The sequence below is a fragment of the Blautia sp. 2227st1_G12_2227SCRN_220401 genome (assembly GCF_039062885.1).
GTDB lineage: Bacteria > Bacillota > Clostridia > Lachnospirales > Lachnospiraceae > Blautia_A > Blautia_A fusiformis.
Map to the genome: position 1 here is coordinate 19049 of NZ_JBCLNI010000014.1, position 14994 is coordinate 34042.

Annotated in this window: 13 protein-coding genes; all 13 read right to left on the reverse strand. The window is 42.7% G+C overall.

The window, feature by feature from the left end; all coding sequences use genetic code 11:
- Positions 1-3: 3 nt before the first annotated feature.
- Complete coding sequence (locus tag ABCM67_RS08770; RefSeq protein ID WP_059085460.1) at positions 4-993, reverse strand: guanosine polyphosphate pyrophosphohydrolase; 990 nt, start codon at positions 991-993, stop codon at positions 4-6.
- 83 nt (positions 994-1076) lie between these two features.
- Positions 1077-1937 (reverse strand): alpha/beta hydrolase, encoded by an 861-nt coding sequence (locus ABCM67_RS08775; protein ID WP_147603463.1) that lies wholly within the window; start codon positions 1935-1937, stop codon positions 1077-1079.
- Between the two features lie 157 nt (positions 1938-2094).
- Positions 2095-2457, reverse strand: coding sequence for a YitT family protein (locus ABCM67_RS08780; protein ID WP_270389026.1), 363 nt, complete (start codon positions 2455-2457; stop codon positions 2095-2097).
- Complete coding sequence (locus tag ABCM67_RS08785) at positions 2444-2932, reverse strand: YitT family protein (RefSeq protein WP_342992752.1); 489 nt, start codon at positions 2930-2932, stop codon at positions 2444-2446. The genes ABCM67_RS08780 and ABCM67_RS08785 overlap by 14 nt, the downstream gene beginning before the upstream one ends.
- Before the next feature lie 193 nt (positions 2933-3125).
- Entirely contained in the window at positions 3126-5288 is a 2163-nt protein-coding gene (gene gnpA, locus ABCM67_RS08790; RefSeq protein ID WP_147603464.1) for a 1,3-beta-galactosyl-N-acetylhexosamine phosphorylase, read from the reverse strand.
- A 33-nt stretch (positions 5289-5321) separates the two neighbouring features.
- Positions 5322-6437 carry an aminoglycoside phosphotransferase family protein gene (locus ABCM67_RS08795; protein ID WP_147603465.1) on the reverse strand — a complete coding sequence of 372 codons (1116 nt, stop codon included), beginning with the start codon at positions 6435-6437 and terminating at the stop codon, positions 5322-5324.
- 90 nt (positions 6438-6527) lie between these two features.
- Positions 6528-8552: a beta-galactosidase gene (locus ABCM67_RS08800; protein WP_147603466.1), complete on the reverse strand. Its 2025-nt coding sequence runs from the start codon at positions 8550-8552 to the stop codon at positions 6528-6530.
- A 172-nt stretch (positions 8553-8724) separates the two neighbouring features.
- Positions 8725-9555 (reverse strand): carbohydrate ABC transporter permease, encoded by an 831-nt coding sequence (locus ABCM67_RS08805; RefSeq protein WP_173723223.1) that lies wholly within the window; start codon positions 9553-9555, stop codon positions 8725-8727.
- The gene (locus ABCM67_RS08810; protein ID WP_022426329.1) at positions 9548-10447 is read right to left on the reverse strand and encodes a sugar ABC transporter permease; all 900 of its coding nucleotides are present in this window, start codon (positions 10445-10447) and stop codon (positions 9548-9550) included. The genes ABCM67_RS08805 and ABCM67_RS08810 overlap by 8 nt, the downstream gene beginning before the upstream one ends.
- Positions 10448-10537: 90 nt before the next feature.
- Entirely contained in the window at positions 10538-11827 is a 1290-nt protein-coding gene (locus ABCM67_RS08815; protein WP_118608895.1) for an extracellular solute-binding protein, read from the reverse strand.
- Positions 11828-12146: 319 nt separating this feature from the next.
- Positions 12147-12659: a hypothetical protein gene (locus ABCM67_RS08820; RefSeq protein WP_118608894.1), complete on the reverse strand. Its 513-nt coding sequence runs from the start codon at positions 12657-12659 to the stop codon at positions 12147-12149.
- Between the two features lie 87 nt (positions 12660-12746).
- Positions 12747-13682, reverse strand: coding sequence for a helix-turn-helix domain-containing protein (locus ABCM67_RS08825; protein ID WP_270483508.1), 936 nt, complete (start codon positions 13680-13682; stop codon positions 12747-12749).
- 157 nt (positions 13683-13839) lie between these two features.
- A complete protein-coding gene (locus ABCM67_RS08830; RefSeq protein ID WP_044961632.1) occupies positions 13840-14940 on the reverse strand; it encodes a glycerol dehydrogenase in 1101 nt (366 codons plus the stop codon).
- Positions 14941-14994 lie beyond the last annotated feature (54 nt).

The following is a 14994-nucleotide window of genomic DNA, read 5'->3' on the forward strand; positions in this document are numbered from 1 at the left end:
CCCTCAGTCAACGATATCATTCTGAAAACGAGAAAGATGCTCATAAGGAAGGATCATCCTTCCGCGGAACAGTCCGCAGCCATCATTGATCAGGCTGTTGTTTACCGCACCAAACATATTAACATCCAGCGCAGCAAGATCCAGTCCAAGAAGTCGCATACCCCGCTCATAAGCCTCATCAAAATAGATACATTCCCCCTGGGGAATCGCGTCCCTTCTCCTGCGTTCACTTTCCTGTTTTTTCTCATAGCTTAAATGGTTGGCGGAACCAATCTCCGCAACATCATCCATGTCTTTGGTCCGCAGCTGTACTTCCATATAGCTTCGGGAACTGTTATCATAAAACGTGATATGCAGGGACTGATAATCATCCTCACTGTTATTACAGATGTAATCCCTATAGTAAGGCTTTGCTTCCCTGCTGAGCAGTGGCGATGTACTTTCCTGCACTCCTCTGGCCGGCTCTGCGGTAAATCCTCTTTCTTCCAGAAATCCCGGAAGTATATTGGCGATCTCATAAAGATAACGAAGCTCTTCTTCTCTGACATTCTCACCATTTTTCAGATGACATCTGGGCATGGCGATAACGATCCTGTAGGCAATAAAATCGCGGAAACAGCTTAACCGTTCCTTGATCTGGGATACGGAAGGATATTCCCCATATTCTTTATAGTAGTCATAAATAAATTCTACTACATATCCGTTAAATTTTTCCTCCGCACGGATCAGGGATTTGATTCTTCCCTTGAAGGTAAACGCCAGAAACGGATATTCCCCTGCCATATATTTATAAAATTCCCGGATCTTCTGAGACTGGGCAGTGAGAAAATCATTATGCTCCAGAAGCTCCTGAATCTGGATCAGAAAATTACAGTGTACCAGATCGATCTCATTATGTTTTTCCTTCGCCTCTGTCCTAAGATCCCGAATGTATTTCTTCAGTATCCGGAGAAGAGTATCTCCGGAATACAGATAATCGTTTAATGTTATCATTTGTGTTTCTCTTTTCTATTTTAGTCTTTTCAGGATCACATATTTACAACAACTGCTGGACGATCTGTGCTCCTGTCTTTTATTTATTTCAGTTTTTCATGGAAAAACTCTGCGATCCGGTTCCATACCTCATCCTGGAAAAACTGGATATCTGCATGGTCTGCACCATCCAGTGTCAGCAAAGTAACATCACAGTCTTTTTTCTCCAGAAGTCCGTATAAAGTTTCCGACTGAACATAAGGAACGACCTGATCGCAGTTGCCATGGATGATCAGAAATGGCGGTGCATCCTTCGTAACCTTGGAAACCGGACTGCTCTGGTATGCCTTTTCTTTATTTAACATGGAATTAAATCCAAGCAGAAGGGATTCTGCGGAAGAAGCACATTTTTCTGCAGATTCACACGGAAATGCGGAAAGATCCGTAGGCGAATACCATGGGCAGGCAGCCTGTACCTTACTGGATTCTTCCAGATACTCTCCCACATCCAGAGCCGGATCATTGTCCAGCGCAGCCATACAGGTAAGATATCCTCCGGCAGACTCTCCCATAACTCCTATCTGCTCTTTGTTGATGCGGAACCGGTCTGCATGGGCTTTCAGATAACGGATAGCTGCCTTTACATCCTGCAGCGGCATGGGATACGGGCCCTGATTGGAAGTACGATACTCCACACTTGCCACTACAAAGCCACTGGATGCCAGTCTGCTCAGATAAAGATTATGTGCGGATTTATCCATCATCAGCCATGCGCCTCCGCAGATCCAGAGGATGCAGGGATAGATTTTTCCATCTTTTGTTTCCGGGTAGATTATATCCAGTTTCAGATCCCGCCTGCAATGTCCGAACCAGGAATCCACCTGTGCGTAAGTAATATCATTTACTGTAATATACTGGGGCTTCTCTACCGAAAGCTTCAGTGTCTTTTTTTCTGCTTTTATCATAATCTATCTACCTCTTTTCTTCTGATCATTTTAGTTTGTCTTTGAAATATTTTTCTTCTATTTTATCACAATACTGCTTTTTCTGCTTTTATTTTTCGGAGAAAAAGCACTATTTTTCTGCAAAAGAAATATCTGCATTCTCATTTACAGACATGCCTTACCGCAGGATCTCGTCAATGGTGGAAACGGTACTGAAAGATCCTTTATTCCTTGAAATGATCTCTTTTACTTTCTGCAGTTCAAAATAATTTACATAGCAGATCAGGGTCTTGTTCTCTCCTGCGATCACGCCGGAAGAGTTGATGATGGTACAGGTTTTATTCAGTTCCTCCTTAATATCACAGATGATCGCATCAGGATCCTTTGTGATGATGGTCACCTGTTTCAGTGCCTCAAAATGATCTGTGAAATGATCGATGATGGAAGTCGCCACAATGTATACCAGAAGACTTAAAAGTGCGGAATCTCTGTCAAGAAGTACAAACACAGCTCCATATACACAGGCATTAAATGCGATCAATATGTAGGAAATACTGTAGTCCTTTCCGGAATGATTGTAGATCTTTTTTTACAATGGTATTGGCAAAGATCTCAGAACCGTCAATACAGCCACCGTTTCGAAGGATCAGAGACAGTCCCACACCAAGGATCGCACCTCCAAAGGCTACTGCAATAAAATGCTCTGTATTCAGCTCAAAAGGGATTTTTTCAAAGTAGGAAAGACCTATTGTGTAGACAACAAAGCCCACGAACGTTTTTGCAAAGAAATACTTACCGATAAGAATGACCCCAGCTATGAGAAACGGCAGAAACACAAGTAGCACACATAACGACATGTTATACCCTGTCAGCTTGCTTATGATAATGGCGATTCCGGCAGTTCCGTAATCGATGGCATCATTGGGAAGCAAAATACAGGCAACAGAAAAACTGGCCAGGATTGCTCCCACAATGATCATCAGATACGAAAACAGGGTTTTGATCTTTTTGTTCATAAAGTCCTCCTCTTTGTAAGCAAAATTGTTTGTCAACAATAACAAAAAGCTGTTATAATAGATTTTCTCTATTACAACAGCTTTGTTTTCCTACTTTTGGAATGGATTTATTATATTATAAGTTTTTTTCTCTGTCAACGCCCTCAGACAATTTCACAGCTTTTCTTTATCAGTAAACCTGTATCCTGCTTTCTCAGATCTGATACCAGCGGATCTCATTAGCTTCCAGATGAAGGTCAAAGCTCTTTCCATCCCCTGTGTAAACCGTAGTGTCCTGTGGCTCATAGGTGTTGTTTACCACACAATACTTTTTATTTTTCACATAAGCATGTACTTCCACATTATAATTGGAAGAAAACCAACGGTGAAGCTCACCTTCCGCTGCCGCTGACCAGAGTACGGCTCTGTAAAGAATACGGCTGTTGCAAAAGCTGTACGGAAGTCCGCTGATATAAACGCCCCGGCCTTTTCCGAAGGTTTTTACTGCCATCTGGACTTCCTGATCTTTCTGGATAAGGATCTTCGTATCCGGAAGTGCAAAGATATTCTTTTTCCCCTCACCGAAATCTACGGTTCCGTCTGTATCCTTCAGGATAAAATGCTCTTTATGCTCTTCCCAGTTGTATTTATCGGTATTAAGATTAAATCCTCTTTCTTCCTCTACACCAAGGATGTCATCCAGCTGGAAGAATTTTCCCTGCCACTGATGAGCTGCCGGTTCACCGACGCCAATAAATCCGCCGCCATTATAGACAAATTTCCGCACTGCTGTAAGGATTTCCGGATCTGCCCAGTTCTCACCACCGGACTGTGCAGTGTCCGCATCACCTACATTGATGATCACATCAAAATCATTCAGCAGATCTTTATCCTGACGGATATCATCAAAGCTGATAAAGGACACATCAAAAGGCGCACCACTTAATGCCTCGATAATTCCGAAATAGGAATAATTCTGCTTGTAATAGATGGCATGATGTACCATATGGTTGCCCCAGGAGCGCATTTTTCCCCAGCAATTTAAAACAGCCACACGTTTTACGCAGTATGGTGTGGTTCCCTGGATATTGTCGTAGAGCACACGGAATTCCTGGCAGACTTCCTTGATATACTGTACAAAATCCGGAAATTCCAGAGCCAGCTTCAGATAACCGCCGTATCCAATTCTCTGGATCGGGCTTCGAAGGATAGCTCTTCTTGCAGTCACCCAGTTTACTTTTGCCTCTTTTACAGGATCCCCGCCCTCATGGAAGGTGTCCGGGAAAAAGTACGGCAGAAATCTTCCCTCTGTATATTTTACATGTTTAATATCACTGAACAAACGTAAGGTCGCTCCGTTTCCGACGCTTCCCACTACCGCATCCAGCCCGATGGAAGCAAACTCATCCATAAAGGGCTCCATACCGATCCAGTGATCGCCCATGAACATCATGGCCTCTTTTCCGTATTCATGGACAATGTCTACCATTTCCTTTGCAAGCTTCGCCACTTCCCGTCTCTGGAAAGCCTGGAAATCTTTAAATTCTTTCGACGGGATCCGATAAGTGTTGTTCATATATCCCTGATCAATGATAAACTCCGGGCGGAACTTATATCCCACTTCCTGCTCAAACTGTTCCAGGATATAGGGACTCACCGAAGCAGAATATCCGAACCAGTCTACATATTTTTCCCGTGCCATCTCATCAAAGATCAGTGTGAACTGGTGAAAAAAGGTAGTAAATCGTACTACATTCACATAATCATGGGAATCCAGAAATCTGCGGAGGCGATCCATGGAATGTGCACGTGTTGCGGGCTGACGCACATCAAAAGTGATCTGAGGCTCTACATCCTTCCAGTCATTGACAACTGCATTGTACATATGTACCGGATCCCACATGATATATGCAAGAAAACTTACCGTATACTCATGAAACTCTTTCGCCGGCCTGATCACAACATTTCCGTTTTTTTCATCGTATGACCATTCCTCTGTACTGACAGCTTCCCCTGTAGTCCGGTCAATGACTTCCCACCATCTTCTGATATCATCTCTTGTATTCACCGTCAGCATATCCGGATACAGATGATCCATCAGATGGATCTCCAGAGTATCCGACACTGCCGTGTGAAAAGATGTCATGATATACATCTGCTGGATTTCTTCCGGATGGGCCTTTGCCCAGGCATTGTCCTTTCTGGTGGTATAATAGGTTGCATAAATCTTTGCGCCGGTTTTCTTCAGTTCTGCTGGAAATTCCGTTCCGTCACAGTCACGGATGGCATCTGCACCCCACTCATCCAGCATTTTCAGTGTCTCCGGGATCACATCCAGATCTGTCGGAATGGTCACTCTTCCTTTTGTTTCGCTCATCACTTTACCTCCATTGTAAAAACCCCTGTTTTTTTATTTCTGATATTTTTTCACGATTGTCTGCATAGTATCCCATTTCTGTTCCATATCAGCCACCAGCTTAAACTGTGTGCGGCAACGGTCCAGATTGTGTTCTTCCCGGTCGATCTTAAAATAATGATCTCCTTCCAGATAATCGGTAAGAAAGCGAATGCCGCATTCATAAGTCATCACCTTAGCTCCCATAGAAAGCATTTCGATCTCTTTTGCACTGAGCTTATCTCCACAGCTTTCCAGAAAGCCCTTTACATAGATTTCATAGAGCTCCATATCACAGGAAACTTTGCTTAAATCTTTCTCATCCTCCAATGCAGTGCTGGCCCCGAAACGAATGGAATCCCCAAAATCATTCATGGCAAGTCCCGGCATAACCGTGTCCAGGTCCACTACACAGATTCCCCTTCCTGTTTCCAAGTCGATCATAACGTTATTCAGCTTCGTATCGTTGTGCGTTACCCGAAGAGGCACCTCACCTTTTGCCAGAAGCTCACCAAATACATTTGCCAGATACTCATGCTGAAGCGCAAATGCGATCTCTTCTTTTACGGATGCGGCACGATGGTAGCTGTCCTTCTCTATGGCATTTTTCAAAGTCTGAAAACGTTTCTTTGTATCATGGAAATCCTTTATCGTTTCATGCAGAGTCTCTGCCGGATAATCTGCCAGCATTTCCTGGAATTTTCCAAATGCAACTGCACTTTCATAAAAATCCTCCGGTTTTTCTGCCAGATCATAGCTTACTGCATCGGTAATAAAAATATAAGCTCTCCAGCATTCTCCGTTTTCATCTGTCAGGAATGCCTTCCCGTCCTTTGTCGGAATCAGGTTCAGAACCTCCCGTTCCGGATCTCCCCCCTTCTGAAGAACTTTCTTTTTCAGATGCCCGGTGACTCCGGCAATGTTCTCCATCAGTTCTTCCGGTTTCTGAAAGATCTCCCGATTGATCTTCTGAAGGATCACCTTAATGGACCCCATCTCTCCGATCCGATATCTAAGCATATAGGTTTCGTTGATATGCCCGCTTCCGCAGGGGCCGCAGGAAACCAGTTCTCCGGTAAATGCAAACTGATCCGCTATTCTTTTTATCTTTTCTTTTGGTGTACCTGCCATTTTACCTTCTCTTTCCCAGACAGCAGTAAAAAGCATACCGTCCGAAACCAAATATGCTTTATACTTTTTGCTGTGATTTTTTTACTATGATTATTTTTTCCGCTTTAAGATCCTGGTGGCAAGCGGAGCCATATTTTCATCCGTTGATCCGTAGAGAACTTCGTAATCCCCCGGGACAGAAACTGTTTCTGTCTTTTCTCCGAAGTTCTGGATAAACAGATATTCCGTATCCTCATTTTCTCTGGTTGTCACAGAAATACCTTCCGGTATAAATGTAAGCGGCATCTTCACGCCTGCTTCCTCTGCTGCCCTTCCCAGAAAATCCTCATAAAAGGCTGCTTCCATATCTGCCGCTACATAGTAAACATGGCCTTTTCCATATTTCTTGTGAGTCAGTACCGGATACCCCTGATAGAAATCCCTTCCATAACGCAGCAGTACTTCCGCATCGGAAACCTCTGCAAGCTCGCAGAGATTTTTACAGGTATAGCTTTCTGTAAGTCTGAGATGATTTCCTGTTTCCGGGATACCTACGTTTTCTTCCCAGTCATAAAGTGCATCGATCTCTTCCGTACGGATACCAGCTGCTTCCATCAGTCCGTGAGGGGTTCCCTCCAGATAACATTTATCTGTTTCATCTACAAGTCCGGACCAGTAGGAAATTACCAAAGTACCACCGTTTTTTGCAAAAGCGCGAAGCTTTTCGGCATATCCATGATAAAACATGTAGGCCATCGGTGCCGTTACCAAACGGTACCGGGACAGATCATGTTCCATATTGATGACATCTGTATTATAGCCTTTTCTTCGGAGAGCACGATACTGTTTCAGTACAGTTTCCTGATAATGCATATCCTCGTTTCGAGGTCCCTGCGCATCCTTCAGCGCCCAGTCATTTTCCCGGTCATAGAGAACAGCCACCGGAGACTTCGTCACGCTTCCAGCAGTTTCCCGGATCTGCTCCAACGCTTCTCCTACCTCTGTCACTTCGCGGAAAATACGGGTATCATCCCCACCGTAGTGATCGATCACCGCACCATGGAATTTCTCAGAGGCTCCCTGGCTCTGACGAAGCTGGAAATACAGAACACTGTCTGAACCATGAGCAACTGCCTGCAGAGAGGCAGCCAGATGTATTCCTGGTTTTTTCAGCTTGTTGATAGGCTTCCAGTTGGTCGCAGAGGGACAGGATTCCATCAGAAGAAACGGTGCTTTCTTGATGCTTCGCATAAGATCATGCTGCATGGCTCCGTCCAACGCTGTGGTATAATTGTCTTTTTTATGCCAGCTTGGATAATTATCCCAGGATGCAATATCCATAACATCCTTAAATTTTTTATAGTCCAGTCCGTTGTAGTCATACATCAGATTGGCGGTTGCCGGAAGCTCGGAACCACCTGCACGGATCGCAGAAATCTCATGCTTCATAAAATCCACAGTCCTGTCTGTAACAAAACGTTTCCAGTCCAAGGTAAGTGCATGAAGAGCATTTTCCCCCTTTGGCGAAGGACTTTCGATCTGATCAAAGCTGTTATAGGTATGGCTCCAGAACGTTGTGCACCAGCTGGAATTTAAATTTTCGATGGTCCCGTATTTTTCTTTCAGCCATTCCCGGAATTTTTCCCGGCACAGAGGACAGTGGCATTCTCCGCCATATTCATTGGAAATATGCCACAAAAGCACTGCGGGATGTTTTCCGAAACGTTCAGAAAGCTTCTTATTAATATTGTAGACTTTTTCCCTGTATACTGGAGAAGTATAACAGTGATTATGTCTTCCACCGAAAAATCTTCTCGTGCGATCCGGATCCATGCGAAGAACTTCTTCATATTTATCTGCCATCCATTTCGGTCTTGCTCCGGAAGGTGTGGACAGGATCGTATAAATCCCTTCTTTATACAGATTATCGATCACCTCTTCCAGCCAGTCAAAGTTATATTTCCCCTCTTCCGGTTCCAGCACCGCCCAGGAAAACATTCCCATGGAAACGGTATTGATATGGGCTTTTTTGAAATATTCGATATCTTTTTTCAGAATATCCGGTCTGTCCAGCCACTGCTCAGGGTTGTAATCGCCGCCGTGCAGATAATGGTCATATCTGATCTGCTCTGCCATTTTTTTATCTCCTTATGATTTGATTCGCATCAAGCGGACAAAAGCACCCGCTTCGCTACGAAGCTTTATACCAGACACCTGCTCTGGTCAAGAAAAGGATACTGCATAATTCAGTTAAAGCATATTATACAATATACCTAAAGATTTCAGCAGCATCCTTTTTGTTTTAAAATTATTTTACAGCTCCAGTAATACCCTCTGCGAACTGTTTCTGTAATACGAAGAATACGATCATAGTCGGAATGGAACAGAATAATACGCCGCACATCAGCATGCCGTAATCCGTTACATATCCTGTGATCAGATTGGCGATCAACATCGGCATGGTCATCGCCTTATTATCTGTCATGATTACCTTCGGCCACAGATAGGAATTCCATGCATTCATAAATGTGATAACTGCTGCCGCCGCATAAGTAGATTTCATAGTCGGGATAAACATCTGGAAAAAGATCCTTACCTCACTTAATCCGTCAATCCGTGCTGCCTCAATGATATCGATAGGAAATGCTCTGGCATTCTGACGGAACATCATGATCATAAATGGTGTGGAAATGATCGGAAGGATAAAACCTACCGCTGTATTTAAGAGTCCGGCTTTTGAAAACATCTTAAATAAAGGAACCATCGTTGCAACCTGCGGAACCATCATTGCAAGAAGCAGGATGGAAAACAGTCTGTCTTTCCATCTGTCATGATATACCTCAAAGCCATAACCTGCGATAGAACAGATCAGAAGGCAGATCACTGTAGTAAGAACTGCATAAAACAGAGAGTTTCCAAGAGCTCTCCACAGCGGCTGCTGTGCAGTCAGGTTTTTAAAGTTCTGCATAAAATATGTACCCGGAAGGATACGGCCTCTGGATACATCTGTGGATGTATTGGTTGCCGCAGAGATCATCCAGTACAGTGGAAATACAGAGATAAATGATACGATGATCAGAAAAATATATGTAGGGATCAATCTTCTCTGAATTGCGGATTTATTCTTTTTCTCAGTCACGTGTATCACCTACTTTCAAATTGATAAAGGCCAGGATCGCTACCATGATAAATATGATAAATGACATTGCTGCCGCATATCCGAAGTTTGGCACGTTGATGAAACATGTATTATAAACATAATGGGACATTGTGATGGTTGAGTTCGCCGGGCCACCTTTTGTCAGGTTGACAGACTCATCAAACAACTGCAGTGTACCATTGATCGACATAATAAATGTCATGATAATTGTCGGTTTCAGAAGTGGTACGGTAATTTTCCAGAAGGTCTTCCAGCCATTGGCACCATCGATCTTTGCTGCCTCGTATACAGAATATTCAATATTCTGAAGACCTGCCAGATAGAACACCATGTTATATCCTGTCCATCTCCAGATCAGTGCGATGATGATCACGATCTTTGCACTTGTGGAGTTACCCAGGAAGTTATAGCCAGTTGTTAAAATTCCAAGTTTGATCAGGATGCTGTTGATCAGACCGTCTGTTGCAAACATAGAACGGAAGATCAGAGAATAAGATACAAGAGATGTTGCACATGGAAGAAATACACATGTACGGAAAAAGCCTTTAAATTTCAGATCCTTGTTATTCAGAAGCTGTGCAAGCAGGATCGCAAGGACCAGCATGATCGGTACCTGAATAATAAGATACAGGAAAGTATTGACGATGGACTGCTGGAATACCTTATCCATCATGATACGTTTATAGTTACTGAAGATCGGATCCGCAAACCTCATGTTTGCTCCGGCACCTGTCTGTAAAGAAATGATAAATGCACGGATCATCGGATAAAAACTCATGACAGCGATCATGATCGTTGCCGGTGCCAGAAAGATCCAGCCTGCCGCTCTCTGTTTCGCTACCAGAGACATGCCACTTTTTTTGGAATTCACAGGAACTCCTCCTTTCAAACATCTAAACCTTTACATAAGACAAGGGACTGCATGCAGTCCCCTGCTTTGTATTTCTTTAATATTTCAGCTTTACTCTGTCATCTTGAATGCCAGTGTATCCTGTGCTTCCTGAAGTGCAGATTCTTTGTCTGTGCCATTTACGATATTAACAACAGCTGTGTTGATGCACTCTCTTGCCTCATAGTGGTACGGAGTTTTTGTAAATTCCGGAATGTGTGAAGAGTACTCTACAATTGTTGAGAAGATCGGCTGGTTATTGAAGAACTCGCTTGGCTCATTGTAAACCTCAGACTCACCAGCCGGCAGGTAGCAGGAAATTGCACCTGTTTCCGGAAGGATTGCATCATAGAAGTCTGTGCTGGAACCAAATGTGCTTGCAAGGAAGTCCTCAGCAAGCTCTACATTCTTGCAGTTGGATGTAATGTACCAGGAAGATCCGCCATTGTTTGCATAGTTTGTAGCTGTATCAACGCCGTCAACCTTCGGCATTGTTGTGATCTGCCACAGACCCTTCTGATCCTCTGTTCCCATCAGTGTAGCTGTGATCCAGTTACCGTTAACGATACCGGCAGCCTCTCCGCCTGTGATTGTGGAGATGTACTCATCCCAGTTATTTACTAATTTAACAACATTGTTCTTTACAAGATCCACATAAAGATCTACGCATTTCTCTGCTACATCGTTGCCAACGATATAAGCCTCTCCGTCATCATTTACGAAGTTTGCTCCACAGGACTGGATCATCATCATCAGAGTATCGCCACCTGTTGCTTCACTTGTAAGGAGATATTTACCTGTTTTTTCGTGAACGTCTTTTCCGATCTCCATGAATTTGCTCCATGTGATATCTGTAAGATCATCAATGGTATATCCTGCTTCTTCCAGGATATCTGTACGATAGCAGGCAATTGTTGCACCGTTATCAAACGGAACTCCGTAATGTGTGTCATCTACCATGGAGTAGGACTGTTTCAGTTTTCCGAAATCATCCCAGTTGATATCCATATCCTTCAGATCTGTAAAAGCATCCGGATAACTCTTCAGATATTTCTGATAGCTGTTGTCCTGCATCAGAACGATGTCCGGAAGTGTGCTGTAATCTCCGGCGTTTGCTGCTGTTGTAAGTTTGGTCTGGCAGTCATCAGAAGATGTCTCAACTACATCAACCTTGAATCCTTCGTGATCCTTTGCATACTGCTCACCTGCAATATTCATAGCCTTGATGTTGAAGTTCTGATCCCATGCCCATACAGTCAGGGTGTTATCGTCATCACCTTTTGCATATACTGCTGTAGTAGTTGCAGCAAAAGACATTGCCATGATACCTGTCATTAATACTGCGAGTAATTTTTTCTTCATTTACTTTTCCTCCTTTATTAAGCATTTCCCGTTTGCTTATGAATAGATTATAGCATCCGTATTTCCTCTATAGTTTGCAGAATTGTTCATATAATGTGCAATTTCAACCATTTTATTGATTGTGCACTATTATCCAGCTATATTTTTACAAAAAATATGCACTTTGAGGATTTTCTCTTTTTACGTTCGTCAAAATTTCAAAAAAAGCCTCCTTTTTCGACATTATGCAAACATTTTTCGTCAAAAAAGAAGACTTTTGTTTCTATTTCATAAAATTTCATATTGTTTTTTATATATATTTCACAAACATTTCTGTATATTATGCAAAATAAACCCTTTCAGGGAACTGTGTTTTCATCGTATGCAGCATTTCCTCTGTCAGATCCAGAAGAAGTTTTATTTTACGTCCATCTTCCTGAATGATCATGGTATAGTAAGGCACATCATCTTCATAAGAGGTATAATCGTATTTTTTCAGTTTCTCCGTTCCGGTATTCTTTTTATATTTTGCCACTTTTTCATGATAGTGAGGTGCTGTCACTTCCATCTCCTCAAGATTCAGCACGTGAGCTGTTTTACGATATTTTTTTCCATAGATCACATCTATGGTCAGTTGTCCGTTTTCCATGGTATATTCATAGTCTCTCTGGCTGAATATGTCATAAACAAAATATAGCAGCGCCAGAAGAAATCCCGGAAGCATAAATGCCTGAGAGATCGTGATACCCATCAGTACAAAAATCACCGCAAAGATCACCATTACTTTTCTGAGAGTTCCTGACATATGTTTCTTTTTTCTGGAGACCTGCTCCACAATCCTGTAATCGTACATTTCTTACCTCTTTCTATCCGCCTGATCCACATACAGTCTGATATTTCTATTCTGTCGTGACAGATCCACAGATCTGGTTTTGTTGTTTTACCAGCCTTCCTCTGAATGGATGTCAAACTTAAGAAGCTGCTGTTCATAGTTCTCCGGACGTTTTCTCCACTCCAGAGGTGTCATTCCCGTAACCTGACGAAAATTCCGGTTAAATGTGGAATTGGTGGTAAAACCACACTTATGTGCTATATCTGCAATTGGCTGATCTGTTTTTTTCAGATAATCACAGGCCGCCTGGATACGGATCGTATTGATATATTCCAGCGGACTCATCTTCATGTAAGTCGTAAATATCCGGCGCAAATGAGTTTCACTGATATGACAGTATTCTGCCAGTTCGTCAATACGAAGATCCTCCATGTAATGATCAGAAATATAATCCTGGAACCTGGATATCATATCCATGACTTTTCCTCTGCCTTCGCTGTAACGTTCTTCGCCTGAATCCCGGTTTATCCTTGCGATTTCCACAAGAAGCGATGCCAAAACTCCCTTAGCTTCTTCCAGATAAAATTCCTCTCCATCCCGCATGATATCCAGGATCTTAAGGATCTTACCTGCCATGGATCGGTTTTCTTTTTCATTCAGAAAAAGTGATCTGGAGTTGATCCGCTGAACGATTTTTTCTTTTTTTACTGAATTATTAATAAATTTATCCAGGAATCCTTCTACATCAATAAAAAGATACTCCCAGCGGCTGATAGTTCCAATATCACTGTTTGTGGTATGTGGATAATTGAATGGGATCACCGTAAAATCCCGGTCATGAAACTGTACCTTATCCTCTCCAAGTATCATAAATCCCTGTCCTTCATAGCAGAATCCGATTTCCAGATAATTATGAAAATGGAGATAATCGATATCGTTCCCATAATTCTGAACCCACTTCTGTCCAAGCAATGCAAGGATGGGGCTCCCCTCCGGCATCTTATAATATCGAAGCTCCATTTTGGGTTTTCGTTTTTTTGCCACAGATATTCCTCCGTATGTTTTCTGTTCCAATATTTACTGATCTTTCTGTTATATTACAGCCATACATAAAAAAAAGCAACCTGCAGGATAACAATACTTGATAACTCTTGTTTCTGCAGATTGCAATTTTTATATCAGCTATTTACTTTTTATCTGTTTATTCCTCATCCAGGTAATATCTTCCATATGCATCTGCCGCTTTGATTGCTGCAAATACAGTTTCCGGTGTAACTTCAAATGGCATGTTGTGAAGTGTATCATTCTCCGCACATGCAGTTGTGGCAACTTCCATAAGCTGCTCATCCGTTACCTTCCCAGCTCCAAGCTCTGCCAGAGTAACAGGAAGTCCTACTTCAATGCACCATAAGATGATCTCTTCCAGATCTTCCTGGGGAATATTCTCCAGTACCAGCTGTGTGATGGTTCCGAATGCAACTTTTTCTCCATGATACATATGATGGCATTCTTCCAGTACAGTAAATCCGTTATGGATCGCATGTGCACCTGCAAGTCCTGCACTTTCAAAACCAATTCCAGAAAGAAGTGTATTAGCCTCAATCACTTTCTCAACTGCCGGTGTGCATACGCCTGCTTCCAGAGCTATCTTAGCTTTTACGCCCTCATCCATCAAGGTATTAAAGCAAAGTTCAGCCAGTGCCATGGCAGCCTCTGTTGTCTTACCTCCTGCACAGGAAGTTGCTCCGCTTCTCTTGCATGCCCTTGCCTCAAAATATGTTGCCAGTGCATCTCCCATACCAGCCACAGTAAGACGAACCGGCGATTTGGTGATGATATCTGTATCCATCAGAACAAGATTCGGATTCGCCGGAAGAAACAGATATTTTTCAAAAACTCCTTCTTCTGTATAAATAACAGACAAAGCACTGCAAGGGGCATCTGTAGATGCGATCGTCGGACAGATAAATACCGGTGTTCCCGCATAGTATGCAACTGCCTTCGCTGTATCAAAGATCTTTCCTCCACCAATACCAATGGTAAGATCACACTGCTCATCTTTTACGATCTTTACCAGACGATCAATCTCACTGTTACAGCATTCTCCGTTAAAATAATCAAAAACCACCTCACAGGTACTCTCAGCAAAGCTCTCTTCGATCGTTTTACCGATTCTTTTATATCCGCCTTTACTGATCAGAACCAACGCTTTTTTTCCGCTCTTTGCAGCATAAGTTCCAAGATTCTTCATTTCTCCCGCACCCTGTAAATATTTGGACGGACTGATTAAAATTTTCGCCATTTTTATACTTCCTTTCTTTGTTTTCAGAAGTCAGCCTCCGCATCCAGCTTTTAT

What these genes read in the sequence shown, in the direction of transcription:
- ABCM67_RS08770 (WP_059085460.1), bottom strand. Translation starts at nt 993, where the DNA reads ATGATAACATTAAACGATTATCTGTATTCCGGAGATACTCTTCTCCGG.
- ABCM67_RS08775 (WP_147603463.1), bottom strand. Translation starts at nt 1,937, where the DNA reads ATGATAAAAGCAGAAAAAAAGACACTGAAGCTTTCGGTAGAGAAGCCC.
- ABCM67_RS08785 (WP_342992752.1), bottom strand. Translation starts at nt 2,932, where the DNA reads ATGAACAAAAAGATCAAAACCCTGTTTTCGTATCTGATGATCATTGTG.
- gnpA (WP_147603464.1), bottom strand. Translation starts at nt 5,288, where the DNA reads ATGAGCGAAACAAAAGGAAGAGTGACCATTCCGACAGATCTGGATGTG.
- ABCM67_RS08795 (WP_147603465.1), bottom strand. Translation starts at nt 6,437, where the DNA reads ATGGCAGGTACACCAAAAGAAAAGATAAAAAGAATAGCGGATCAGTTT.
- ABCM67_RS08800 (WP_147603466.1), bottom strand. Translation starts at nt 8,552, where the DNA reads ATGGCAGAGCAGATCAGATATGACCATTATCTGCACGGCGGCGATTAC.
- ABCM67_RS08815 (WP_118608895.1), bottom strand. Translation starts at nt 11,827, where the DNA reads ATGAAGAAAAAATTACTCGCAGTATTAATGACAGGTATCATGGCAATG.
- ABCM67_RS08820 (WP_118608894.1), bottom strand. Translation starts at nt 12,659, where the DNA reads ATGTACGATTACAGGATTGTGGAGCAGGTCTCCAGAAAAAAGAAACAT.
- ABCM67_RS08830 (WP_044961632.1), bottom strand. Translation starts at nt 14,940, where the DNA reads ATGGCGAAAATTTTAATCAGTCCGTCCAAATATTTACAGGGTGCGGGA.